The 24313-nt window shown below is 52.6% G+C and carries 19 protein-coding genes and 1 pseudogene; 11 read left to right on the top strand and 9 right to left on the bottom strand.

Annotation, left to right across the window (positions count from 1 at the left end; translation table 11 throughout):
- Positions 1-2 precede the first annotated feature (2 nt).
- Complete coding sequence (metE, locus tag ACIDF8_RS06645) at positions 3-2300, bottom strand: 5-methyltetrahydropteroyltriglutamate--homocysteine S-methyltransferase (protein ID WP_412009835.1); 2298 nt, start codon at positions 2298-2300, stop codon at positions 3-5.
- Positions 2301-2404: 104 nt separating this feature from the next.
- On the opposite strand from metE, the gene ACIDF8_RS06640 reads away from it, so the two are divergent.
- Complete coding sequence (locus ACIDF8_RS06640) at positions 2405-3283, top strand: LysR family transcriptional regulator (RefSeq protein WP_412009834.1); 879 nt, start codon at positions 2405-2407, stop codon at positions 3281-3283.
- A 32-nt stretch (positions 3284-3315) separates the two neighbouring features.
- On the opposite strand, the gene ACIDF8_RS06635 is transcribed toward ACIDF8_RS06640, so the two are convergent.
- A complete protein-coding gene (locus ACIDF8_RS06635; RefSeq protein ID WP_412009833.1) occupies positions 3316-4074 on the bottom strand; it encodes a class I SAM-dependent methyltransferase in 759 nt (252 codons plus the stop codon).
- 279 nt (positions 4075-4353) lie between these two features.
- Here ACIDF8_RS06635 and ACIDF8_RS06630 point away from each other — a divergent pair, with 279 nt between their 5' ends.
- A complete protein-coding gene (locus ACIDF8_RS06630; protein WP_412009832.1) occupies positions 4354-4833 on the top strand; it encodes a prepilin-type N-terminal cleavage/methylation domain-containing protein in 480 nt (159 codons plus the stop codon).
- A 131-nt stretch (positions 4834-4964) separates the two neighbouring features.
- Here the strand turns inward: ACIDF8_RS06630 and ACIDF8_RS06625 are convergent, their stop codons facing one another.
- The 3 genes and pseudogenes from ACIDF8_RS06625 to ACIDF8_RS06615 all read right to left on the bottom strand — a co-directional run.
- Positions 4965-5492, bottom strand: coding sequence for an REP-associated tyrosine transposase (locus ACIDF8_RS06625; protein WP_412009831.1), 528 nt, complete (start codon positions 5490-5492; stop codon positions 4965-4967).
- A 73-nt stretch (positions 5493-5565) separates the two neighbouring features.
- Complete coding sequence (locus ACIDF8_RS06620) at positions 5566-6054, bottom strand: DUF2726 domain-containing protein (RefSeq protein ID WP_412009830.1); 489 nt, start codon at positions 6052-6054, stop codon at positions 5566-5568.
- A gap of 330 nt (positions 6055-6384) precedes the next feature.
- Positions 6385-6795: pseudogene (locus ACIDF8_RS06615) on the bottom strand (GTPase HflX); the annotation flags it as partial.
- Between the two features lie 231 nt (positions 6796-7026).
- Between ACIDF8_RS06615 and ACIDF8_RS06610 the strand changes: the two are divergent.
- On the top strand, positions 7027-7710 hold the full coding sequence (locus ACIDF8_RS06610; protein ID WP_412009829.1) for a PEP-CTERM sorting domain-containing protein: 684 nt from the start codon (positions 7027-7029) through the stop codon (positions 7708-7710).
- Positions 7711-8190: 480 nt separating this feature from the next.
- On the opposite strand, the gene ACIDF8_RS06605 is transcribed toward ACIDF8_RS06610, so the two are convergent.
- From ACIDF8_RS06605 to ACIDF8_RS06590, 4 genes are all read right to left on the bottom strand, one after another.
- Positions 8191-8604, bottom strand: coding sequence for a hypothetical protein (locus ACIDF8_RS06605; RefSeq protein ID WP_412009828.1), 414 nt, complete (start codon positions 8602-8604; stop codon positions 8191-8193).
- A 172-nt stretch (positions 8605-8776) separates the two neighbouring features.
- Entirely contained in the window at positions 8777-10174 is a 1398-nt protein-coding gene (locus ACIDF8_RS06600; protein ID WP_412009827.1) for an efflux transporter outer membrane subunit, read from the bottom strand.
- Entirely contained in the window at positions 10164-13274 is a 3111-nt protein-coding gene (locus tag ACIDF8_RS06595) for a multidrug efflux RND transporter permease subunit (RefSeq protein ID WP_412009826.1), read from the bottom strand. Before ACIDF8_RS06595 ends, ACIDF8_RS06600 begins: the two co-directional genes overlap by 11 nt.
- Positions 13275-13312: 38 nt before the next feature.
- Positions 13313-14476 carry an efflux RND transporter periplasmic adaptor subunit gene (locus ACIDF8_RS06590; RefSeq protein WP_412009825.1) on the bottom strand — a complete coding sequence of 388 codons (1164 nt, stop codon included), beginning with the start codon at positions 14474-14476 and terminating at the stop codon, positions 13313-13315.
- 128 nt (positions 14477-14604) lie between these two features.
- On the opposite strand from ACIDF8_RS06590, the gene ACIDF8_RS06585 reads away from it, so the two are divergent.
- The 8 genes from ACIDF8_RS06585 (at position 14605) to ntrB (ending at position 24280) form a co-directional block, all read left to right on the top strand.
- Positions 14605-15216 carry a TetR/AcrR family transcriptional regulator gene (locus ACIDF8_RS06585; protein ID WP_412009824.1) on the top strand — a complete coding sequence of 204 codons (612 nt, stop codon included), beginning with the start codon at positions 14605-14607 and terminating at the stop codon, positions 15214-15216.
- 202 nt (positions 15217-15418) lie between these two features.
- Complete coding sequence (gene ybaL, locus ACIDF8_RS06580; RefSeq protein WP_412009823.1) at positions 15419-17122, top strand: YbaL family putative K(+) efflux transporter; 1704 nt, start codon at positions 15419-15421, stop codon at positions 17120-17122.
- Between the two features lie 241 nt (positions 17123-17363).
- Positions 17364-18386 (top strand): aliphatic amidase, encoded by a 1023-nt coding sequence (locus tag ACIDF8_RS06575; protein WP_018986422.1) that lies wholly within the window; start codon positions 17364-17366, stop codon positions 18384-18386.
- Between the two features lie 101 nt (positions 18387-18487).
- Entirely contained in the window at positions 18488-19654 is a 1167-nt protein-coding gene (locus tag ACIDF8_RS06570) for a transporter substrate-binding domain-containing protein (protein ID WP_412009822.1), read from the top strand.
- Positions 19647-20309 (top strand): ANTAR domain-containing response regulator, encoded by a 663-nt coding sequence (locus ACIDF8_RS06565; RefSeq protein ID WP_412009821.1) that lies wholly within the window; start codon positions 19647-19649, stop codon positions 20307-20309. The genes ACIDF8_RS06570 and ACIDF8_RS06565 overlap by 8 nt, the downstream gene beginning before the upstream one ends.
- Before the next feature lie 61 nt (positions 20310-20370).
- The gene (locus ACIDF8_RS06560; RefSeq protein WP_412009820.1) at positions 20371-21639 is read left to right on the top strand and encodes a nitrate- and nitrite sensing domain-containing protein; all 1269 of its coding nucleotides are present in this window, start codon (positions 20371-20373) and stop codon (positions 21637-21639) included.
- Positions 21640-22022: 383 nt separating this feature from the next.
- Entirely contained in the window at positions 22023-23324 is a 1302-nt protein-coding gene (locus ACIDF8_RS06555) for a CmpA/NrtA family ABC transporter substrate-binding protein (RefSeq protein WP_412009819.1), read from the top strand.
- Positions 23325-23344: 20 nt separating this feature from the next.
- Complete coding sequence (gene ntrB, locus ACIDF8_RS06550) at positions 23345-24280, top strand: nitrate ABC transporter permease (protein ID WP_412009818.1); 936 nt, start codon at positions 23345-23347, stop codon at positions 24278-24280.
- Positions 24281-24313 lie beyond the last annotated feature (33 nt).

Genomic DNA, 24313 nt, shown 5'->3' with positions numbered 1-24313 from the left:
GGTTAAAATGCAGCCTGCGCCCGTAATTGCTGCGCGGCAGAGACCATGTTGCGTAAGGCCGGAATCACTTCTGACCATTGGCGGGTTTTCAAGCCACAATCCGGGTTGACCCACAAGCGTTCGGCCGGAATGCGCGCCGCCGCTTTTTGCATTAAGGCCACCATCCGGTCAGGCTCTGGAATATTCGGCGAATGGATATCGTAAACCCCAGGCCCGATTTCATTCGGGTAGTTAAAGTCGTCAAACGCCTCCAGCAGCTCCATGTCCGAGCGCGAGGTTTCTATGGTGATCACGTCGGCATCCATGTCGGCAATCTCGGCAATAATGTCATTGAATTCCGAGTAACACATATGGGTGTGGATTTGCGTTTCATCTGCGACCCCGTTCGCCGTAATACGGAACGACGCCACCGCCCATTGCAGATACTTTTTCCAGTCCGACTTCCGCAGTGGCAAGCCCTCACGCAAGGCCGCCTCGTCAATCTGGATGATGCGGATACCGGCTTTTTCCAGGTCCAGCACCTCCTGGCGTATGGCCAGCGCCAACTGGTAGCATGACACTTCGCGCGGCTGGTCATCGCGCACAAACGACCAGTTCAGAATGGTCACCGGTCCAGTCAGCATCCCTTTCATCGGCTTGTTGGTCAGCGATTGTGCATATTCAATCCATTCCACCGTCATCGCTTGCGGGCGGCTGATATCGCCAAACAGGATAGGCGGTTTGACGCAACGCGAACCGTAGGACTGCACCCAGCCAAACTGGCTAAAGGCATAGCCTTCCAGTTGTTCGCCAAAATACTCCACCATGTCGTTGCGCTCTGCCTCGCCATGCACCAGCACATCCAAGCCCAATGCCTCCTGTTCACGCACGCTGCGCGCAATTTCGGCTTGCATCATAGCCTGGTAAGCGGCGTGGTCTAACTCGCCCGCCTTGAACTGGCGGCGCGCCTGGCGGATTTCTGCCGTCTGCGGAAACGAGCCGATGGTGGTGGTCGGAAATTTTGGCAGGTTGAACAAGGCAGCCTGTTTGGCGGCACGTTGAGGATAAACACTCTGGCGCTGCCCCAGTTGTGGCGTCAATGTTGCCAACGCCGCCTGCACGGCGGGATTGTGTACGCGCTTTGACAGGCGGCGTGCCTCAATCGCCACCTGATTCACAGCCAAGGCGACCTTCACCGCCTCCCGGCCATGATTGATCGCCGTGGCCAGCACCTGCAGCTCATCAAGTTTTTGTTTGGCAAACGCCAGCCATGACTTGATTTCGCTATCCAGCTTAAGCTCGCTGTCGATATCCACCGGGACATGCAATAACGAACAGGAAGGCGCCAGCCATAAGCGTTCTCCCAGGCGCTCAGCAATGGGCGTCAGCCAATCCAGCGTAGCATTCAAATCGGTTTTCCAGATATTGCGGCCATTAATCACACCCAGCGACAGCACCTTGTGCGCGGGCAACATCGCCAGCAAAGGCACAACTTCATGCCGGGCATTGATGGCGTCTATATGCAAGCCAGCCACCGGCAGGTTGGCCGCCAGGTATTGGTTATCCGCCAGCGGGCCAAAATAGGTCGCCAGCAGCAGCTTGACCCGGCTACTCTTGAGTTGATGATAAGCCAGGTTAAACGCATGCTGCCATTCCGCGCTCAGCTCAGTGACCAGCAACGGTTCGTCCACCTGCACCCATTGCACACCCTGCTGCGCCATGGTTTCCAGCAATTCGGCATACACATTGAGCAATTGCGGCAACAGTGCCAGCCGGTCAGAGTCATCTTTGGCCTTGCCTATGGCCAGATAAGTCACCGGGCCGATGATGACTGGCTTAGCTTGCACGCCCTGTGCGTGGGCTTCGGCCAATTGCTCAAGCAACCGCGTCGCATCGAGTTTGAACCTTGTGTCGGCCGTGAATTCCGGCACAATGTAGTGGTAGTTGGTATCAAACCATTTAGTCATCTCGCCGGCGGCCACGCCGCCGCAACACTGCGCATGCGCCTCAGCGGACTGCGCTGACTGTCCACGCGCGACACGGAAATAGTTATCCAGCGCATCGCCATGAAAATCCTGCACCCGTGCAGGCAAGTTGCCCAGCGTAAAGCTCATATCCAGCACTTGGTCATAAAAGGCAAAATCACCCACCGGGACTAAATCCAGCGCTGATTGCAATTGCCAGTGCTGCTGGCGCAAGTCTTTGCCCACCTGCTTGAGGGTGGCTAACGAAGACTGGCCTTTCCAGTAAGACTCCAGCGCAAACTTGAGCTCGCGCTGTGCGCCTATGCGCGGAAAACCGAGGTTGTGGGTCGTGATCATGATGGGTTCCTTAACAAATCAGAACCGGCATTCTAGAAAGCGCAATCCATGAAGTAAAATGGTATTATTTCAACAAACCATTAATTTAATTCATATATAGAGTCATGATAGAACGTATCCACCTGGCGATTATCCGTGAGGTCGAGCAACAAGGCTCACTCACCGCCGCGGCTGAAAAATTGTTCCTGACACAATCGGCGCTCAGTCATTCGATTAAAAAACTGGAGCAGCAATTGGGCACGGATATTTGGCTGCGTGAAGGCCGTAGCTTGCGCCTGACCCAGGCCGGACAATACCTGCTCGCCGTCGCTAACCGCTTGCTACCACAACTGGCGCTGGCTGAAGAGCGCCTGCGCCAATTTGCCCAAGGAGAACGCGGCACCCTGCGCATTGGCATGGAATGCCACCCCTGCTACCAATGGCTACTCAAAGTGGTCTCGCCCTACCTGGCCGACTGGCCGGATGTCGATGTGGACGTCAAACAGAAGTTCCAGTTTGGCGGCATCGGCGCGCTGTTTGGCTACGAGATCGACATGCTGGTCACGCCCGACCCCTTGTATAAACCCGGCCTGCTGTTTCAGCCGGTGTTTGATTACGAACAAGTGCTCGTCGTGCATCGTCAACATGCGCTCGCGCAAGCAGACTACGTGCGACCCGAGCAGCTCAGCAGCGAAACGCTGATCACCTACCCGGTAGACATAGACCGCCTCGATATTTACAACCAGTTTCTACAACCCGCCGGCATCCGTCCGCACCTGCATAAGCCCATAGAAACCACAGATATCATGCTGCAAATGGTCGCCAGTGGCCGCGGTGTCGCCGCCCTGCCACGCTGGTTGGTCGAGGAATATCAAACCCGGTTTGATGTGGTGCCGGTTAAGCTTGGTAAGCAAGGTATTGCCAAGCAGATTTACTTAGGGATTCGAGAAGCAGATATACAGATTGATTATGTACAGGCGTTTATTAGCTTGGCACAGACTTAATGCACCGGTACGGTTAGCCTTTTGATTGGTGGCTAACCCACACGAATCAGATGGCTCGCCCAAGGTGGTACGGTGGTGTACAAGGCATGGAAGCCGCTATTAAAGCTTCCAAAGTTAAATTGGTTACGCTGGGCAAGCAGCGCGAGCGAGCTTTTCGAAAACAGGCTGATATGGCCATTACGCGGGGAGGCATACCACCAGCTCAGCCGCTGGTTTGGATGAATATTACCGTCAGAGAGCAAGGTAGAAAATAGCACCAAGCCATCTCTAGCCAACAAGGATGACAGGTCAGACATCAGGGCCCATACATCGGGCACATGTTCAAACACCTCAAACGCGGTGATGAGCTCAAACTGCCCCAGCGATGCAAGGTCTGTGTGCTTATCGACAAAGGGATCATATGAAGCAGAGTGCCAACCAGCCGCTGACAGTTGCCGTGAGAGTAAGCCATTGCCACCCCCATAATCCAGATGCCTCAGCGTAGGCGGAAATACCGGGAAGATTGAACGCAACACCTCAGCATTCGATTGAGGCCTGGTCTCAAGATAGTCCGGGTCTACCGCGCCATAATCCGCGTTGTAGATATATTCCTCAAACTGGCTTAAAGGCCATTGGTGCAACTCAGGCGCCCAGCAAAAGCCACAGTGATTGCACAGGCTGTAATAAACCGCATCGCCCGAAAGCGGCAGAAACTTACCGCGCTGCTCCTCGCAAGATTTGTTTAAATCCACCACATCCAGCAGCGTAGCCGCCGTGTTGCAGATTGGGCAAACCAAGTTTTCTTTGATCATCGGCAGATTCGCTTTCGAGGCGTTGTCAAAGGATTATCAGACATGTTGCGCGTGCAGTGCTTGGCGGTCAACAGGCCATGAAATCCGTGTTTTTAATAAGCGTCCTGGAAAGCAGTTGCCCCAAAACGGACTATTGTTAGTTGCCACTATATTGACGCATTTGCCAAGACACTGATTTTTCAAACTACCATACTTTTCAGGCATACATTCAGCCATCACCCAAAGCGTATCAATGACAAAATTGCGATCGGTCTATGATTTTTTGACGGATACTAAAGCATGCCACCACCTGCTAAATTTGCTATTTCCGGGTTCACGCTCGTAGAACTGCTAATCACCATTGCCATCCTGGCTATTTTGGCAGCCAGTGCCATGCCTCGCTTTGTCAATACTAACCAGTCTGCCATCAATTCATCGCTGCAAAGCATGAAAGGCGCGCTAACAGCCAACGCAAGTTTAATGCGGTCAAAATGCATCGTCACGGAAGGATGTGATGGGGATAACGTCTGGTATCTGGAAGATGGCGGCCAAACATTTCAAATGTGGCGGGGTTGGCCAGATGCAGGTGACAATCTCAATAATAACGAGCTCGATGTGCAAATCACTTACTCAGGCTTTACTGTCTCGATTGCCAATAGCCAAGAGCACATCTTCAAGCACAACTCTGCCAGTGACCCGAACAATTGCTATGTGAAATATACCGAGTCTCTCACCTACGGCACCCCACCCACTGTAAGTATCGTCAACTCAGGGTGTTAACGCTTTAGATTGAATCTTTGAGGTCATTGATCTTGATCGAGCCTCACAAGTCGCATGCTAGATTTGCATCAGCCGTCCAGTCTGTAGGGCGGACTCGTTTACAGTCCGCCGTATGTTCAATTCAAACATGCTTAATCTTTATAGCCCAATTCAGCTTCCATTCCACCACCCCACCCTGGTTCATAAACACTTTCTTTTACAAGCCTGTGAAAGGTCGAGTATGGCCAATCCTTTACTTCTTTAACCAAACCATGCTTGACTGGGTTGATATGAACATAATCCATATGGGCCTTGTAATCACGATCATTACGGATCAAATGCTCCCAATAACGTCTTTGCCAAACACCACGCTCACGCCTTAATTGGCGCACACCTGACAACCTCTCTGTCTTCGGCAAACCTCTTGAAAATAACATTTTAATCAGCATCCAGCGTATCGAAAAATTTGCATCATTCTCTGGTAACTCAATCACACAATGCATATGATCTGGCAGCAAAACCCATGCATGAATTTTAAATGGATGTGTTTGCTTGACTTTGGCTATCACTTCCCGCAACAGGCTGATATTGTCAACGAGACAATGATTATCTTTACGTTGCAAACAATTCACGGTAAAAAAATACGTTCCACCATTCCGCCAAGCGCGACGATATTCCATGAGTGTGTTGTGTTGCTTATCAACTAGGTATTTTTAGGCGTACCGCAAGCGGGTACGCCCTACAAATGCTGCTTTATAGCGTAAGTTGAGTAAAAAATGTGGCTTTAATCTCTGAAAGGTCTGGTATTGCTTTAGCTTGCCAACGCACGACTTTTATTGCTGCAGCTGTTAATGCTTTATCTTTTTTACTGTCCGCAATTTGTCTATCCAGTTTCTGATGAGTGCTGTCGTCCAATTCAATCACAGCAACCACTGACGCATCTTTTTTGCAGATCACAAAATCTGCACTCATGCGATTAATACGATTAGACCATGATTGATAATTGTGGCCTTTCTTAACACCTAAAAATCTGGAGAGTTGGACCTGAGCCAAAATGATGTGGTCTGGGAGCGCCTCAATCAGGCGGAAATATAAAATTTGCTCTGGTTGTGAAAGCGGCCTTTTTGCATAAAAAGGCCAAATATCATGCTCATTTGAATTAACTTGAAACGTTGTTTTCAACCATCCGACAATAGCGATAATCGCCACCAAAACTAACAGTAAAAAGGCAAAACTCATCATTTTGATTCTCCTGTTTTTTTAAGCTATCACCCATTTAATTGCTGCTCGGGTTTATTGGGGAAATTCTAATTTAACAATTATAAATATTTGTTAAATTTTTCCGATACTAAAATACAACCTTAATCGCGTCAACAGATAGCTTGAGCGAGGCAGGATTGCGAATTGAACCGTGAGAAAAACTGATTAGTTAAGGGATAGGGATAACGCTTTACGCACTGCAAACAGCAAATCTGATTGGATTAGAAAAGATCAAAATGCTGTTCCAAGTTGAACTTATGATTGATCATTAATGTGTTCGGCGTACCGCAAGCGGGTACGCCCTACGAGCTCTGCGCGTGAGCGAGCGTTGCGGTGAAAAATTTCGAGAATGACCATGGTACGGTCCATCACCTCGCAACCGACTTCAATTTCGAGGTTACGCGCCTGCGACGGCGAGATTTCATGGTCCACCAGCACCGCCTCAATATTCAGTGCCTCTGGATTAAACGCCAGCACCTCAGGGTCACCGGCCATACTGCGCACATAATCACGAATCTCTTCACGCTTACCCACGCCCAGATAGCCCGTGATATCAAAGCCTGCGCGCTTCTGCACAAAGGTGTGGACGATTTTGTAGCCCAGCGTTTTTGCCAGTTCACGCAGCTCATTCAGCGAAGCTTCAAACTCCATATCACTGACATTGGGCAGTTGCACGGCCGCCACAACGGCATGGCTGACGGGCTCTTTGACTTCACTTTGCATGAGGGAACGAAGCTTCTTGAATGGTAGAGGGCAGATAGTACCTGCAAATGCAGGAATCACCACTATGCGTGTTTAGAAATAGTCAATAAAGGCTATATAAATTCATGTAGCAATTATATAGAATCAAGCATCTCATCCGACTGTAAGCAGGCAGGGCATCAAGGGAATTTAACGAGAGTTAAAAAGCGCATCGTAAAGACTATAAAATTAAGCATTCGTAGAGGATTAATAATGAAAAAACAGCTATTCCTCCATTTGGTTTTGTTTTTTGCATCCATTTGGACTTCCAACTCGTTTTCTGAGGAGCTCTTTAATAACGGAGTACCCATCTTCGCAACAGATCGCTGCATCAGTGGCCCTTTACAGTGTGGAGAGTTTGATGGTCGAACATGGGTTGTATATGATGACTTTACTTTGTCGTCAAATAGTGTAGTCACAGGGTTTAGTAACTGGAATGGCTTTGGCAGTATATCTGACTATTTAAATACTAGTTGGAGCATTTGGTCCGATCTTCACTCTTCTCCAAGCTTGGAAGTAGAAGGAACATTGATAGCATCTGGCAACAACGTTGGGGAAATCAAATTGTCCAACGGATTCAATAAAGTAACTATTGATGGTATTAACGTCAATTTGGATGCTGGAATCTACTGGCTAGGTATTAGCCATACTTTAAAATCAGGTTCTAATCCATACACATATGTCGCATCAGACAGTCAGGCACCTGCTAATGGAATTCAATCTATTGGTACGGCACTCACTTTGATGTTTGGTTTAGAATCAGCATTTACAGTAAATGGCTATATAAAAAATGCCCCTCCACTTGCAGTACCTGAGCCTAGCAACTCTGCGCTACTACTGGTCAGTCTTGGAGTTTTAATTTTCACAGTGAATCGTAGAAAGTTTAAGCAGACTTGAACGAAACGTTTACTTTGTAGGATACCTGAAGGTGATTCTCAGGTTGACTAAATGCCTTGTAGACATACAAGGCATTTCTTTAATCTTCCAAACAATTTGCTGCACGAATAATCTCAGATTCGATTGATTATCTGTTTTTGATACTCGTTTGATTCCCAATCGATTTCATTTTTCGATAAGGCCAGATATATGCCGCCCCTCCGCTGATGCATAACTTTGAGTCCAGTAGAGGGTGGGCAAGGCTTTGCCCACGCGTAAACTGATTATCCGTCACCAAACGCTCCATCCACAAATCTAGCCCAACACCCCAATTTCCATCATAAACGCTCGCTTTAACATGTCGGTAAATGAGGTTTAGGGTCAGATTAAAATCAGTCCATTAGAGACCGTGGAGCTAACTGGAGCCGACAAACGTCTAGATTAAGGACGGGTTATGCCGACACCTGCCCCACTTTATGCACGCGCATTCACACCAACCGCCTAGCCTTGTTGCTTAAGCATGACATCTATCGCCACTTGTAGCCTCTTGGCTAAATCTGGATCGTTGTTAGAGCGGGCTCCTTCGATGCCCAACCGGGCTTTCTCAATAAAATTGATACGCGTGGTGTCTGTAGCCATATCAACTGGTTGACCAGTCGCCACCGAGACTTTCATAGTCATCCCCAGGAAAGGTGAACTCTCATCAAGTGACATTTTTCCGCTACGGATTTGCTCGTTCATCCAATCGAACATTTCTTTGCGCGTCATGCCAGTGAAGTCTGATTGTTTGGGGGAGGATGCTTCGGCAGTTGCCGCAGAGAGTGCTGACTTAAACGATGCGGCGATAGTTGCCGCCGACGGTGTCGATCCACTCTGGGTGGTGTAAAAGTGATTTGATTCCGTGTTTACCTTCATATAAGCCTCCTCTTGTTGACGATGGATAGCGGGCATGACGTAAAACTATGCATGATTGATGGTTTTTTGAGTGCATACTTTAGGAGCATGCTTAAAACCATCGACTTGTTATTAAATTTTAGACCATCCTAAAACACACATTTCAACACGTCAATCACGCCGTTTTAGCAGCCTAACTGCCGCCTAACGCTTTATATAAACCCACCTGATTCTGCAACGCTTGTTGTTGAATCTGCACAGCCTGCGATTGCGCATCCAACACGCTGCGTTGGGCATCGAGCAATTCAAGATAAGTCACCAGGCCTTGATCCAGTTTGCGCTTGACCAGTTGCAAACGGCTAGTTTCGAGAGTGTGCAAACGGTCTCTGGCAGCGCTTTCTTCGGCGATGGCGGTGCGCGTACTGAGCACATCCATGACTTCTTTAAATGCGGTCTGGATGGTTTTTTCGTAATTGACGACCTCGATATGCTGGCGGGCTTGGGCCAGGTTGAGGTTGGCTTTGTTGCGGCCGTAGTTAAAGATCGGGAGCACCAGTTGCGGGCTGAAGGCCCAGTAGTTGCTGCCTGTATCCGAGAACAATTTGGAGAAGTTTGAATTGACCAAACCGACATTGGTGGTGAGTTGCAGGCGTGGGTAAAACGCGGCTCTGGCAGCGCCAATATTGGCGTTGGCGGCTTTGAGCTGATGCTCGGCGGCACGGATATCGGCCCGTCTGGTGAGCAAGCTTGAAGGTATGCCGGGCGTGACGTCGACCAGTTTGAGGGCAGCGAGTGGTTTGACTGGCAGTGGCGTGCGGTGCGAGGTTTCGCCTAGCAGCAGATATAAGGCATTTTGCGTGGTGGCGAGCTGGCGCTGCCATTGCGCGCGTTGCGCTTGCACTTGCTCAACCTGGATTTGCGCGGCTTTGACATCCAGCACTTGATCCAGCCCGGCTTCAAAGCGACGCTGGGTGCGTTGCAGCGTTTGTTTGCGGTCATCCAGCGTTTGCTGGGCGAGCTTGAGCTGGTCGTTGATCGCTAAAAAATTGACGTATTGGGTGGCAATCTCGGTGATTAGCGTGGTTTGTACCGCTTGCCTGTTTTCGGTCACGGCAAGGTATTGCTCAAGGGCTGATTGCGACAAGCTTTTCACCCGGCCAAAAACGTCAATTTCGTACTCTGAAATACCGACGCCAATCCGGAACAATTTAGCCTCAAACGCCTGGCTGGAGCTGAACACGGTCCGGCTGCGGTCGTAATTGAGGTTACCTTGCACAGTGGGCAGGCGGTCTGCTTTTTGCACGCCATAAGTCGCTTGCGCCTCATCCATACGCAACACGGCAGTTTTGAGATCGCGGTTATGGTCTAGCCCGATCTGGATCAAGTGCTGCAAGTCAGCATCGGCAAAATAGGTTTGCCAGCTGAGTGGGGGCGCCTCAGTGACAGGCGTATTGGTCACGTTGTCAGTGGCTGGCTGGCCAGGGTAAGTTTCAGGTACGGGTGCAGTCGGCCTGAAATATTCGGGCACGAGCGAGCAACCACCCATCGCAAAGGCCACGGCAATAATGAGGGATATACGGCTAAACTTCATGAGATACCCTTTGCTTTGAGGCTGGCTGTTTCATCCAGCGGCCCACGACAATAAAAAACAGCGGCACAAAAAAGATGGCAAGCAAGGTGGCGGTAATGATGCCACCGAGCACGCTGGTGCCAATGGCGACTTGTGCGCCGGAGGCAGCACCGGTGGAAAACGCCAGCGGAATCACGCCGACGCCAAACGCGAGTGAGGTCATCACAATCGGCCGCAGGCGCTCTTTGGCCGCCAGCAGGCTGGCCTCGATCAGCGGCATGCCTTGCAACACGTGTTCACGCGCAAACTCCACAATCAAGATAGCGTTTTTGGCGGACAAGCCGATGGTCGCAATCAGGCCGACTTTGAAATAAATATCATTGGGCAATTCACGCAAGGTGACCCCAAGCAAGGCACCCAGTACGCCCAAAGGTACCACCAGCATCACGGCAAACGGAATCGCCCAGCTTTCATACAGCGCAGCCAGCACCAGAAACACAATCAATATCGACAACCCAAACAGCATGATCGCCTGGCTGCCGGACTGTTTTTCTTCCAGCGACTGCCCGGCCCATTCAAAACCAATGCCTTTGCCCAGGCCTTGCACCAGTTTTTCCATGGCCTGCATGGCCTCACCGCTGCTAAAGCCGGGCGCGGCACCGCCATTGATATTAAATGACGGGAAGCCGTTAAACCGCGTACGTTGGGGTGACCCCATGGCCCAATCCAGCGTCATGATCGAAGACAACGGCACCAAACTGCCATCTGCCGCTTTGAGGCGGATTTTCTTGATATCTTCTAGCGTTTGCCGCTGTTTGCCATCGGCCTGCACAATCACGCGGCGCACCTGGTTACCATAGACAAAATCACCCAGGTAATTCGAGCCGAGCAGGGTCGCCAATGAGTCATTGATTTCATCGAGTGAGACACCTAAGGCCTTGGCTTTGCTGCGGTCTAGCTGCATGTTGACCACCGGCGTGTCATACAGCCCGGCAAACAGCACGTTAGCCAGTTCAGGATGCTGGGCAGACTCAGCCAGTAACTGGTCACGTGCTTTCATCAGCGTCTCTACCCCTACACTGGCCCGGTCAACCAGCCGCAGGTCGAAGCCACCAAAGCTGCCCAATTCAGGCAAAGGCGGCGCATTCATGGCAAAAATGCTCAAGTTAGGGCGGCCAAAGAACTTCTGGTTGACGCGGTTTACAATCGCCTGCACCTGCTGATCCCTATTAGGCCGCTCTGCCCAATCCTTGAGCGTGATGAAAAGCATGCCGCTATTGGTGCTGGTGCCATAAAAGCTAAAGCCACTCACCTCAAAGATAATATCAACGGGCTCATTGGCCTGAATATAGCGGCTCATGTCGCCCAGTACTTCAGCCGTTTCTGCCAGCGTCGCGCCTTGTGGCAATGACACCATCACCATAAAGTTACCCTGGTCTTCTTCGGGTAAAAATGCACTTGGCAAGCGCATGAACAACCAACCGACCAGTGTCACAATCAGGGCAAATACGGCCAGCCAGCGCAAAGGTTTGTTGAGCAGGCCACCGGTCAAGCGGGTGTAACGCTCGGTCAGGCGCTGAAAGCTGCGGTTAAACCAGACAAAAAAGCGCGCTTTATTGCCGCTCTCGTGGCGCAACAGTGTCACGCACAAGGCTGGTGTCAGTGACAACGCCAAAAACGCCGAGAAGCTGATGGACACAGACAGCGCCAGTGAAAATTGGCGGTAAATATTACCCACCGCACCACTGAAAAACGCCATGGGGATAAACACCGATACCAGCACTGCGGTAATGCCGACCACGGCACCACTGATCTGCGACATGGCTTTGACTGTCGCGTCATAGGCAGAGAGGCCTTCTTCCACAATCAGGCGCTCGACGTTTTCGACCACGACAATGGCGTCATCCACCAGGATACCGATCGCCAGCACCACGCCAAACATGGTGAGCACGTTGATCGAGTAGCCCAGCCAGTACATGACGGCAAAGGTGCCCATCAGCGCAATCGGCACGACGATGGTCGGGATCAGCGTGGCGCGCAGGTTTTGCATGAACAGGTACATGACCAGAAACACCAGCACCACCGCTTCAACCAGCGTTTGAATCACCTTTTTGATCGAAATGGAGACGAATGCAGACGAATCATACGAGAGCTGGAAGGCGACATTCGGCGGAAAATACGGCTGCATCTGCTCCATGGCCGCTTTCACACGCTTGATGGTTTCAACGGCATTGGAGCCTGGTGACAGCTTGATCGCCATGCCAGCCGCATTTTTGCCGTTCACACGGGAGCTATAGGTATAGTCACTGCTGCCCAATTCGACCTTGGCCACATCCTTGACCAGCAAGGCCGAGCCATCCGCCTGCGCACGAATCGGCACATTGGCAAAATCATCCACAGTTTTCAGCGTGGCTTCTGCCTCCAGCGACACGCTGAGCGGGGCGCCGTCTGGCACACCACTGGCACCCACCTGGCCCAACGTCAGGCGAGTGTTGTAGCTACGTAAGGCATTGATGATCTCGGTCACGCTGACATTGAGGCCGGCCATTTTTTGCGGATCCGGCCAGATGCGCATGGCGTATTCCGGGCTGAACGATTGTACTTTACCCACGCCTTGCACCCGCTTGAGGGTAGGCATCACGGTGGCTGAAGACAATTCGCCCAGGTCAATTTCGCTGTAGCGGTTATCTTCCGAGGTCAGGGAGACGATCAGCTGGAAACTATCTGCTGACTTTTCCACCATGATGCCGCTACGGCGCACGATCTCAGGCAAGCGTACCTCTACACTTTTGAGACGGTTTTGCACATCCACAGCCGCCAGGTCGGGATTGGTGCCTTGGCGGAAAGTCACACTGATAGAAGCCATGCCGACATTGCTGGTGGCCGAGACATACATGAGGCCAGGCATGCCGTTCATCTCGCGCTCGATAATTGAGGTGACTGTTTCCTCAACCACCTTGGCCGAGGCGCCAGGGTAAGTTGCGGCGATATTGACCACGGGCGGCGCAATATCAGGATATTGGGCAATCGGTAATTGTTTAATGGCGATCAGGCCCGCCAACACAATCAGAATGGCAATCACCCAGGCAAAAATAGGGCGATCAATAAAAAAACGGCTCATTGCCTAATCCTTCATTCAAGGGTTATCTGTGCCGCCGGTTATGGCGCCACCGCTTTGGTGATCTGGTCGCCGGCATTGACCTGTTTAGGCGTCACTTTGGCACCGGCGGTCTGGCTGGCAGCGTTGGTCACCACCACTTGTTCACCCACTTGCAAGCCCTGCTCTATCACCCATTGTTTGTCGATCACGCGCCCGGGTTGCACCTCGCGCGACTCCAGTTCATTCTTGCTGTTCACTACCCAGACGCGGGTGGAAAACTGGTCACGGATCAGCGCATCCCGCGGGATCAGGATCGCATTCGGGTTGGTTGCCTGGCGCAGCTTAAGCCGCACATAAGCGCCAGGCATCAGCTCTTGTTGCGGGTTTTCAAAAATGGCGCGCATTACCACCGAGTCTGTGGTCTGGTTAACGGAAACATCCGAAAAAGACAGTTTGCCCGCTTTGGCATATTCAGAGCCATCCGGCAGCAACAAGGCGATTTTGAACTGGCCGTCGCTGCCTTTGAGTTGACCGTCACGCAGCGCTTTGCGCAAGGCAAATACTTCAGAGGAAGACTGGGAGAAATTGACATACACCGGATTGACCTGCTCAACCGTGGTCAGATGCGTGGCTTCGTCTTTGCCCACCAGCGCCCCCTCAGTCACCAAGGCACGGCGTGCCACCCCTTCGATAGGCGCAATCACGTTTGCATAGCCTAAATCCAGACGGGCACGGTTCAGTTTGGCCTGGGCAGACGCCACCTCGGCTTTCGCCAGTTGCGCCTCGGCCTGTGCGGCGCGGTAATCGCGCTGGCTCACTGACTGATCTGCAACCAAGGCCTGGTAGCGCTGCAATTTATCGTTGGCATTGACCAGGTTAGCCTCTGTCCGCGCCAACTCAGCTTCAGCTTCCAGCTTGCTGGCTTGCAACTGCTCAGGGTTGATCTGGAATAGAGGTGTCCCGGCTTTGACCACCTGCCCTTCCTGATACAGCCGTTTGGCGACAATACCGGAGACGCGTGCGCGCACCTCGGCAATGCGGTAAGCCTCGACCCGGCCAGGCAGTTCGACTTCATCGGGGATATCGGCCTGCTGCACCTTGACCACCTCCACCACAGGGGACGCACCCGCGGCCTGGGGAGTCTCTTGCGGCTTGCTGCACGCAGACAGTTGCAAGATCAACAGCGTTGAAAGCACCAGCGTCGAGTAAGAAATTCTGAACATGCAGCAACCTTGATAATTACATGGATGGCAATATTCTAGCGGCACTTTTATAATTAATCAATCATGACTGATTAATTGTTTTTTGGTATCATAGCGGCATTGTTTGATGGATGATCCCCCTAGAAATCATGGCCAGAAAAACCAAAGAAGATGCGCAAAAAACCCGTGACCAGATCCTGGATGCAGCGGAACAGGTGTTTTACCGCAAAGGCTTTACCCTGGCGACCATGGCAGATATTGCTGAGGCCGCGCAGCTCTCGCGCGGCGCCGTCTATGGTCACTATAAAGGCAAGCTCGAAGTCGCCACCGCCATGACAGAACATGTGATCCAGCACACCTCGCCCTTTCAGGCCGACCCTGCACTGAGTGCGCTGGCAAACCTGAAACAATATTGTTTGCAGGAAGTCCGCAGTTATATTGACCCCAGTCCTATCCAGCGCGTGCTGTTTTTTTTGTATGTGGGCATTGATGATACGCCCGAGCTGCTGCAACTGCGCTTTAACTGGGAGAAAAAACGCATTACGCAGATCAATCAGCTGTTAACCCTGGCCATCACCCATCAAGAGCTGCCTACGGACATTGATTTTGATTTAATCAGCCTCTATTGCCAGTCAGTGATCGAAGGCGTGTTCAGCATCGTCTACTTTGGCAGCATGAGCGAAAGTGAACGCTGGCAGCGTGCAGAACAACTCTGTACTTATAGCTTGCAGCGTTTGTCCATGCCTTTTTCACAGCCGTGAGCGAGAGCTGTCCGTGATTGATGATTGACGAGCTGCTGCTTCTTGCGGCAAGATAAAAACGGATACATTGATCGCAATTAATTTCAACTTTCTGGCCAGAACACGGTCAGTCTAGTTGGGCCGCCTATCAGCCCCTTAACATTGCGCATCGCGCCAGTGGCGAACATGCTGCGGATAAAAACAACTTAAAGAAACCCTTGCTATGGACCATAACCTGACCCTCATCACCACCATTGCCGCGGCGTTTGCCTTGGCGTTGGTGTTTGGACTGATCGCGGAAAAACTCAAATTGCCTGCCCTGATCGGCTATTTGCTGGCCGGCATCATGATCGGCCCATCCACGCCAGGCTTTGTCGCTGACCTGGAAATCGCCTCGCAACTATCCGAGATTGGCGTCATGTTATTGATGTTTGGCGTTGGTCTGCATTTTTCGGTACAAGACCTGCTCTCGGTCAAACGCATTGCCTTGCCTGGCGCGCTGGCGCAGATGACACTGGCCACCTTGCTCGGCATGCTGGTTGCCTGGAGCTGGCACTGGAGCCTGGGCGAAGGCCTGGTGTTTGGCCTGTCGCTGTCATGCGCCAGTACCGTGGTCTTGCTCAAGGCGCTGGAATCCCGCCGCATCCTGGAAAGCATGAACGGCAAAATTGCTGTGGGCTGGCTGGTGGTAGAAGATATGGTGACCGTGCTGGTGCTGGTGTTAATGCCCGCCTTGGCTGGTGTGCTGGGCGGGACACAAAATGAAGCCACCAATGTCGCTGCCATCTGGGAAACCATAGGCATGACCCTGCTGGAAGTGGCAGGCTTTATCGCCATCATGCTGGTGGTAGGCAAACGTGTGCTGCCCTGGTTGCTGTGGTATGTGGCAGGCACTGGTTCGCGCGAACTGTTTACGCTGACCGTGATTGCAGTGGCGATTGGCGTGGCTTTCTTTGCCGCTTCCCTGTTCAATGTCTCGTTTGCGTTGGGCGCTTTTTTTGCTGGCATGATCATGCGCGAATCAGAATACAGTCACCGCGCTGCCGAAGATTCCCTGCCCTTCCGTGATGCATTTGCGGTGCTGTTTTTTGTCGCGGTGGGGATGTTGTTTGACCCGAGCATCCTGATCAAACAGCCGATGCAGGTCTTATCAGTGGTCGGCATTATCATTCTGGGTAAATCTCTGGCCGCAGTGGCGATTGTGCTGGCCCTGCGCTATCCACTGAATACAGCCCTCACGGTCGCTGCCAGCCTCGGGCAAATCGGCGAGTTCTCGTTTATCCTCGCTGGGCTAGGCGTGTCACTAAACCTGATGTCTCCCGATGGCATGAGCCTGGTGCTGGCAGGGGCGCTGATTTCAATTGCGCTGAATCCGCTGGTATTTGCCTCAATCAAGCCATTGGCAAACTGGATTGTGAGCAAGTCTGACCTGGCCAGGCAACTGGCGCTACGCATGGATCCATACGGGGAATTACCCATGACCACAGAGCGGAAGTTTCTGGAGGGACATGCGGTGCTGGTTGGCTATGGCCGCGTTGGCCGACGCATCGCCCAATCTCTCACAGACGCAGGCATCCCGTTTGTGGTGGCTGAACAAAACCGTGAAGTGGTGGAAAAGCTACGTAAACAAGGCCAGCCAGCCGTCTCAGGCAATGCCGCCGACCCCATGGTCCTGATCCAGGCGCACATTGCCAATGCGGCGATGCTGATCATTGCCACGCCGGATGCCATGCATATCCGCAAAATGGTGGAGATCGCCAAACAGCTCAAACCGGACATTGAAGTGGTGATCCGCACCCATCATGAAGACGAGTATCAACGCCTGCAAAAGGAGCTGGGCACCAGCGAAGCCGTCTTTTTTGGCGAGGAAGAACTGGCCAAAGGCATGGCAGCACACGTGTTGCAGCGCTATGAGCGGGCCATTTAATCTGTCGCACGAAGCATCGCGGATACGCCAATTAACGTATGGCAGGCACGTCAAGCTAAGGTTAAACTAGCACCAAGGTTAATACCTGCTACGCCCTACATTTTAATCACACCGTCAACAGCGCCGGTGATGATTCGAGCAAAAAAGCTCACCCGCCATCTTCGTGGCCGGTGGGCTTTTTTTATGCGTAATCGGTATGTATCGAGTCTTAAGCCTTTTTAAATCTTTCAGGAGAAGCTTCATGATACATGGTGATATTTCCAGCAGTCAGGACACCGTCGGTGTTGCCGTCGTCAATTACAAAATGCCGCGCTTGCATACCAAGGCCGAGATTCTGGCTAACTGCCGCAACATTGCCGATATGGTGGTGAATATGAAAGCAGGCCTGCCTGGCATGGACCTGGTGATTTTCCCCGAATACAGCACCCACGGCATCATGTATGACAGCCAGGAAATGTATGACAATGCGACCACCGTGCCCGGCCCGGAAACCGACATTTTTGCCGAAGCCTGCCGTAAGGCGAAAGTGTGGGGCGTGTTCTCGATCACCGGCGAGCAGCACGAAGAGCATCCGAAAAAAGCACCGTATAACACCTTGATCCTCATGAATGACCAAGGTGAAATCGTGCAGAAGTACCGCAAGATCATGCCATGGGTGCCGATTGAAGGCTGGTACCCAGGCAAGGAAACCTTTATCAGCGAAGGCCCTAAAGGTCTCAAGGTCAGCCTGATTATCTGTGATGATGGCAACTACCCTGAAATCTGGCGTGACTGCGCCATGAAGGGGGCTGAACTGATTGTGCGTTGCCAGGGCTATATGTATCCGGCCAAAGAGCAGCAAATCCTCATCAGCAAGGCGATGGCGTTTGCCAATAATACTTATGTAGCCGTCTCGAATGCGGCTGGCTTTGATGGCGTCTACTCCTACTTTGGTCACTCGGCGATTATCGGCTTTGATGGCCGGACGCTGGGCGAATGTGGCGAAGAAGAAAATGGCGTGCAGTATGCGGCCTTAAGCAAACATTTGATCCGCGACTTCCGTAAACATGGCCAGTCCGAAAACCACCTGTTCAAGTTGCTGCACCGTGGCTACACCGGCATGCTCAACTCAGGCGATGGCGACCAGGGCGTGGCAACCTGCCCTTACAGCTTTTACAGCAAGTGGGTACAGGACCCGGCAGCCGCGCGCGACATGGTAGAATCGTTTACGCGTACGACGCTAGGCACCAAAGAAGCGCCCATTGCAGGTTTACCCAATGAGTAGCCGATTGAGCTGACTGGCGATGACCAGAGGCGATCATAACTTGCTTGATCGCCGCAACACTATGGCTCCGGCCTGGCCGGGGCCCCTGACGAAAGAATCTCATGGCAAACACTGACCCGATCCCGGTCGGCGTGCTGTTTTCCACCAGCGGCGCCACGGCCACCATAGAGCGCTCACAGGCCTTTGCCACGTTTTTTGCCATAGATGAAATCAATGCGGCGGGCGGTATTCATGGGCGTGAACTGGTGCCTGTCCACTATGATCCGCAGGGCATGCCGCAACAATACCAGTTACTGGCAGAGCGTATGATCCGCGAGGATGGCGTCAATGTGATCTTTGGCTGCTACCTGTCCAGTACGCGCAAAGCGGTGATCCCGGTGGTGGAAAAATGGCGCAAGCTACTGTTTTACCCCACGCCATATGAAGGCTTTGAGTTCTCGCCGCATGTGATTTATACAGGTGCGGCGCCCAACCAGAACAGTGCACAACTGGCCGATTACATGACACGGCATTTTGGTGCGCGCGTCTACATGATAGGCTGCGACTACATTTACCCCTATGAGTCCAACCGCATCATGAGTGACTTCATTCTTGAAGTCCCGGGTGGCAAAAAACTGGCTGAACGCTACGTGCCGCTGACGGCCACAGAAAAAGATTTTTTAGCCGTGGTCAAGGATATCAAGGCCAAGGCACCCGATTTTGTGTTTTCTACCGTCGTCGGTCAAGCAACGCAGCGACTCTACCAGGCCTATGCCGAACTCGGCATGGATGCGCTGCAGACGCCCATTGCCAGCCTGACGACCTCGGAAGCAGAAGTGGCAGAAATGGGGGCTGCAGCGGCCCAGGGCCACCTGACATCTGCCCCTTATTTTCAAAGTATCGCCAGTGCCGCAAACCAGGCCTGCATCGCCCGTTTCCAGCAGCAATACGGCCCCGACATCGTCCCTAACATGGCCTGGGAAGCGGCTTACTTTCAAACCCAGCTGTTTGCCGAGGCCATGCGTGCCGCTGGCAGTGACCAGTATGATGTGCTGCTCCCCCACGTGCTAGGCCGTGAATTTGAAGCCTTGCAAGGACGCATTGCCATTGACGCTGGCAACCACCATACCAGCCTGCATCCGCGCATTGCCCGTGTCAATGCCAGCGGCCAGTTTGAAATCATTGCCGGTGGCGGCACCCAGGCGGTCATGCCCGACCCTTACCTGGTCACGCATCCTGGCGCCAGCTGGAATAACCTGGCCCAGGCAACGGAGTATCGCGTTGGCTGACACACCCGCAACGCCTCAGCGCCCAGCCAAGCCAGCGTCCGCCCAGCGCTCGACGCTGGAGTTATTCCGCCATTTGCGGCATGCCTGCATCACCATTTTTCATCCAGAAGACCAGAACCGCGAAGTCTTGGTCCAGCAATTGCATCGGATTGGCTGCCAGACCGTCGCTTTATGGCCGCCCATCCCCCAACTGCCGGCAGACACCGAGCTGGTGATTTTTTTGCTCGACGCCGAGGCCAGCGCAAAAAAGAAACTGCCCTGGCTAAGCCCAGATTCAGCAATTCCACTGATCGGTGTCCTCGATTATGAAAACCCGACCACGCTGGAGACGGCCACTGCGCTGGGCTGTCATGGCATGCTGGTAAGGCCGCTGCAAGCCAAAGGCTTGCTCTCCACCCTCATCCTGACCATGCATCATTGCCAGCAACTGAAAACTTTGCGCAAACGTAACCAGCGCCTGGAAGAAAAACTGCAGGCGGCAGGCGAAATCAGTGCGGCACAAGCCATGTTGGCGCATGCGCGCGGAATCAGTGCAACCGAGGCTTACAAAATCCTGCGCGAGCAGGCCATGCTCAAACGCGTGACGGTGGAAGACATTGCACGTGCGCTGCTGCAAACCGACGGTCTATTGTCCAATCCAGCCAAACACCGTTAGAATGCACGCCCTTGCATGGCCGCTGCCGGTCCTGCGCACAGTTTTTGCTTGAATTAGTCCGATGATGACCGACATTTCCCCCGCGCAAACCATTACCTTGGCCAAAATCAGGCATATCGAAGAGCTCGAGCGCCTGGATAGCTGCATTGCGTTTGTAGAAAAAATTGGCCAACTGATCCACCATTTGCAAATTGAGCGTGGCGCCAGTTGTCTCTATATTGCCTCCGAAGGCCAGCGCTTTGCCGCCGAGCGGGCAGAGACTGTGGCGCAGAACCAGGCGATCGAAACCGGCTTCAGGGCCGCCTTGCAGCAACACTTGGATAAAAACAGCCGCGCCGATGCCAAGCAGCTGACGCTGATCTCCTGGATATTGCTCGGTCTGGACCAGATGACCACACTGCGGCATCAAATTACCCTGCTCAATATTTCGTTTGCCGATGGCATCGAATCATTTAACCGCCTCATAGGCAGCTTGATTGCGCTGATCTTCGAGATCACCGACAGCTCAGTCAACAGCAAGATCTCTACCTGTTTGTTGGCCCTGTACAACCTGATCCAGGGCAAGGAATTTGCAGGACAGGAACGTGCAGTGGGCGCTTATTTATTTGGCTCTGGCAGCCTGCAACTGCCACACCAGCAAAAGCTGTTTGAACTGATTGCGCAGCAGGAGCGGCACTTTGAATTGGTATGCCAGTTTGGCAGTAAAGAACTGTGTGAAGTCTGGCAGCAGTGGCAAACCAGTGACTGGCAGCAGCAACATACCAAGTACCGCGCCAAGCTGACCAGCGCGCGCGACCAACAAACCCTTAACCCCAGCCATGCCGACCTCTGGTTTGACTTATGCAGCCGCCGCCTGAGCGAGATGTGGCAGATTCAGTGCCAGCTGGTCGACACTATGCATGAACTGCTGGCCGGGCTCACCCGCCAGGCCAAACAAGATTACGAGCAAACCCGGCAGTACCTGCAAACTATCCAGGCCAGTCCGCAGGCCAACTTGAACAGCACGTTTTTCAACCTGGCGATTCCCATCGAAAATGCGCTGAACTTTCAGGCCCATGACACCTCGCAAACCTATCCCATGGCGTCTATGATCGCCTTGCTGCAACACCAGTCCCGGCAAATTGCCGACATGGAAACAGAGCTTTCAGACACCAAAAAGGCGCTGACCGAGCGCAAATTGATTGAGCGCGCCAAGGGCTTGCTCATGAGTACGCGCGGCCTCAATGAAATGGAAGCCTACAAAACCATGCGTAGCCTGGCCATGGAGCAAAACCGTAAAATTATTGATGTGGCGGAAAATATTTTGGCCCATCACACCGTGACGCGATAACGGTTTTCACAACGCTACCAGACCTTCAAATTGGTGCATCCGCACCCACGTGGTGCGAGAGGCATGCCCCCTTCTTAAGCCCTGCTTGAAAAAAGTTCCGTTAAAACCCAATTAAAATCAATCACTTAAAAAAATCAACCCACTTGGCACAGGCTTTGCTTATATGAAATCAAGCAACTTACCAAAGGCGGTGCGTTGCTTGTAGTGAGTTAACTGGAAACCACAGTTTGAATTTCTGATTAGCCGTTGCTGTTTCATCATCCACGGCTGGCAAAGATAAGGACAAAGGCGTCCTGAGTGTAGACCACGGTCTGCATTCAGGACGCCTTTTTTGTTTTGTATTTTCCGAACCCCTTTTTCGAATCAAATCTCAAGGAGCCGACATGAGCAGTTCTGACAAAAAAAATGTATCCCCCACCGAGGCAACGCCGGTGGACCAGGTGAACCAGCAACGCCGCCATTTCTTTATGAATACGCTGGCAGGCGCGTTTGGTGCTGCCGCCATGATGAACATGGTGCCTTCCGCCATCCGTAGCCAGGCTTGGGCGGCAGGCTCAGATGCGCCAGAAATCACGGAAGTGAAAGTGGGCTTTATCCCGCTGACCGACTGTGCACCGATTATCGTCGCCGCACAAATGGGCTTTGATAAAAAGTATGGCATCAAGATTGTGCCGTCTAAAGAAGCCTCCTGGGCAGGGGTACGCGACAAACTGGTCAATGGTGAGCTGCACGCCGCACATGTGTTATATGGCCTGATCTACGGTGTGCAAATGGGCATCGGCGGCCAGCAAAAAGACATGAACGTGCTGATGACGCTGAACAACAATGGCCAGGGCATCACGCTGGCTAACCAGCTCAAGGAAAAAGGCGTCACCAGTGGCGCGACGCTGAAACGCCTGCTCGACAACGAAAACCGCGACTTTACCTTTGCCCAGACCTTCCCTACCGGCACGCACGCCATGTGGTTGTACTACTGGCTGGCGACCTATGGCATCAACCCGATGCAGGACGTGAAAACCATTGTGGTGCCACCGCCACAAATGGTCGCCAACATGCGGATTGGCAATATGGATGGCTACTGCGTGGGCGAACCCTGGAACGCCCGTGCCATTTACGACAAGATCGGTTACACCGTAGCCACCACCCAAGATATCTGGGTAGACCATCCGGAAAAAGTATTGGGCACCACCGCTGACTTTATTGCTAAAAACCCGAACACGGCCCTCGCACTGACCAAAGCCATTCTCGAAGCCTCACGCTACATCGATGCGACTAAAAACCGCGCCGAGGTAGCCAAGCTGATTGCAGGCAAAGCCTACGTCAACGCGCCAGAAGAAGTGATTGAAGGCCGCTTCCTCGGCCACTACGACAACGGTATCGGCAAAAAATGGGAAGACCCCAACTACATGAAGTTCTTCAATGACGGCAAAGTCAGCTTCCCTTACCTGTCAGACGGCATGTGGTTCCTGACCCAACACAAACGCTGGGGCTTGCTCAAGTCTGACCCGGATTACCTCGGCGTGGCGAAAAAGGTGAACCGCATTGATATTTATACCGAAGCCGCCAAATCTCTGGGCATTAGCGTGCCGACAGACGTGATGCGTAGCAGCAAGCTGATTGATGGCGTGGTGTGGGATGGCAAAGATCCCAAAGGCTATGCCAATGGCTTCAAGGTTAAAGCGTAATTCTTTCAAGGAGAGTCACCATGAGTGTCGTCAGCTTTAACAAGGAAAAAATCATGCAAAACAGTGAGCAGGCTGCCAAAGCAATGCCAGCCAAGCAAGCAAAACCGGTTGTCGCGGTGGTGAGCCCTCTCTCGGCCACCGCAACAGCAGCCACCCCGGCGAGCAAAAAAGCCGGGGCATGGGCGGCAATAGCCAAACGAGTCTTTGAAGGACTGTTGCCGCCTGTGATTGGCCTGCTGATCTTTGGCGCCATCTGGTCTACCGTGGCCGCCCTGACTCAGGGCTTGCCGGGACCGGTGCAAACCTGGCATTCGGCGGTGGAACTGTTTAGCGACCCGTTTTACATCAACAACCCGAATGACATGGGCATCGGCTGGAACATCCTCAACTCGCTCAAACGCGTCGCCACCGGCTTCGCGCTGGCAGCCGTTGTTGGCATCCCCATGGGCTTTGTCATCGGCCGCTACGCCTTTATGTCCAAAATGGCGGCGCCCATTATCAGCCTACTCAAACCCGTCTCCCCCTTGGCCTGGCTGCCGATCGGCCTGTTGGTATTCAAAGCTGCGAACCCGGCGGCGATCTGGGTGATTTTCATCACCGCCGTCTGGCCGATGATCATCAACACCGCGGTGGGGGTGAGCAAAGTGCCGCAAGACTACATGAACGTGGCCAAGGTACTGAACCTGTCCGAGTGGAAGGTCATCACCAAAATCCTGCTGCCCTATGTCATGCCTTACATGATGACCGGCGTACGCCTGTCGATTGGGGCAGCGTGGCTGGTGATTGTGGCGGCAGAAATGCTGACTGGCGGTGTGGGCATTGGCTTCTGGGTGTGGGATGAATGGAACAACCTGAATGTTGAGCACATCATCATCGCGATTTTCATTGTGGGCATCGTCGGCTTGTTGCTGGAGCAGTGTCTGGTCATGCTGGCCAAACGCTATAGCTACGAATAATGACTCGCCCCATTTGACTGAAGGATTCTAATC

The organism is Methylophilus sp. 3sh_L (genome assembly GCF_046766015.1).
In the GTDB taxonomy this organism is placed as follows: domain Bacteria; phylum Pseudomonadota; class Gammaproteobacteria; order Burkholderiales; family Methylophilaceae; genus Methylophilus.
Note: the sequence above shows the minus strand (reverse complement) of the source record. Positions and strands in the feature narration are given on the sequence as shown.

What these genes read in the sequence shown, in the direction of transcription:
- metE (WP_412009835.1), bottom strand. Translation starts at nt 2,300, where the DNA reads ATGATCACGACCCACAACCTCGGTTTTCCGCGCATAGGCGCACAGCGC.
- ACIDF8_RS06640 (WP_412009834.1), top strand. Translation starts at nt 2,405, where the DNA reads ATGATAGAACGTATCCACCTGGCGATTATCCGTGAGGTCGAGCAACAA.
- ACIDF8_RS06635 (WP_412009833.1), bottom strand. Translation starts at nt 4,074, where the DNA reads ATGATCAAAGAAAACTTGGTTTGCCCAATCTGCAACACGGCGGCTACG.
- ACIDF8_RS06630 (WP_412009832.1), top strand. Translation starts at nt 4,354, where the DNA reads ATGCCACCACCTGCTAAATTTGCTATTTCCGGGTTCACGCTCGTAGAA.
- ACIDF8_RS06625 (WP_412009831.1), bottom strand. Translation starts at nt 5,492, where the DNA reads ATGGAATATCGTCGCGCTTGGCGGAATGGTGGAACGTATTTTTTTACC.
- ACIDF8_RS06620 (WP_412009830.1), bottom strand. Translation starts at nt 6,054, where the DNA reads ATGATGAGTTTTGCCTTTTTACTGTTAGTTTTGGTGGCGATTATCGCT.
- ACIDF8_RS06610 (WP_412009829.1), top strand. Translation starts at nt 7,027, where the DNA reads ATGAAAAAACAGCTATTCCTCCATTTGGTTTTGTTTTTTGCATCCATT.
- ACIDF8_RS06605 (WP_412009828.1), bottom strand. Translation starts at nt 8,604, where the DNA reads ATGAAGGTAAACACGGAATCAAATCACTTTTACACCACCCAGAGTGGA.
- ACIDF8_RS06600 (WP_412009827.1), bottom strand. Translation starts at nt 10,174, where the DNA reads ATGAAGTTTAGCCGTATATCCCTCATTATTGCCGTGGCCTTTGCGATG.
- ACIDF8_RS06595 (WP_412009826.1), bottom strand. Translation starts at nt 13,274, where the DNA reads ATGAGCCGTTTTTTTATTGATCGCCCTATTTTTGCCTGGGTGATTGCC.
- ACIDF8_RS06590 (WP_412009825.1), bottom strand. Translation starts at nt 14,476, where the DNA reads ATGTTCAGAATTTCTTACTCGACGCTGGTGCTTTCAACGCTGTTGATC.
- ACIDF8_RS06585 (WP_412009824.1), top strand. Translation starts at nt 14,605, where the DNA reads ATGGCCAGAAAAACCAAAGAAGATGCGCAAAAAACCCGTGACCAGATC.
- ybaL (WP_412009823.1), top strand. Translation starts at nt 15,419, where the DNA reads ATGGACCATAACCTGACCCTCATCACCACCATTGCCGCGGCGTTTGCC.
- ACIDF8_RS06575 (WP_018986422.1), top strand. Translation starts at nt 17,364, where the DNA reads ATGATACATGGTGATATTTCCAGCAGTCAGGACACCGTCGGTGTTGCC.
- ACIDF8_RS06570 (WP_412009822.1), top strand. Translation starts at nt 18,488, where the DNA reads ATGGCAAACACTGACCCGATCCCGGTCGGCGTGCTGTTTTCCACCAGC.
- ACIDF8_RS06560 (WP_412009820.1), top strand. Translation starts at nt 20,371, where the DNA reads ATGATGACCGACATTTCCCCCGCGCAAACCATTACCTTGGCCAAAATC.
- ACIDF8_RS06555 (WP_412009819.1), top strand. Translation starts at nt 22,023, where the DNA reads ATGAGCAGTTCTGACAAAAAAAATGTATCCCCCACCGAGGCAACGCCG.
- ntrB (WP_412009818.1), top strand. Translation starts at nt 23,345, where the DNA reads ATGAGTGTCGTCAGCTTTAACAAGGAAAAAATCATGCAAAACAGTGAG.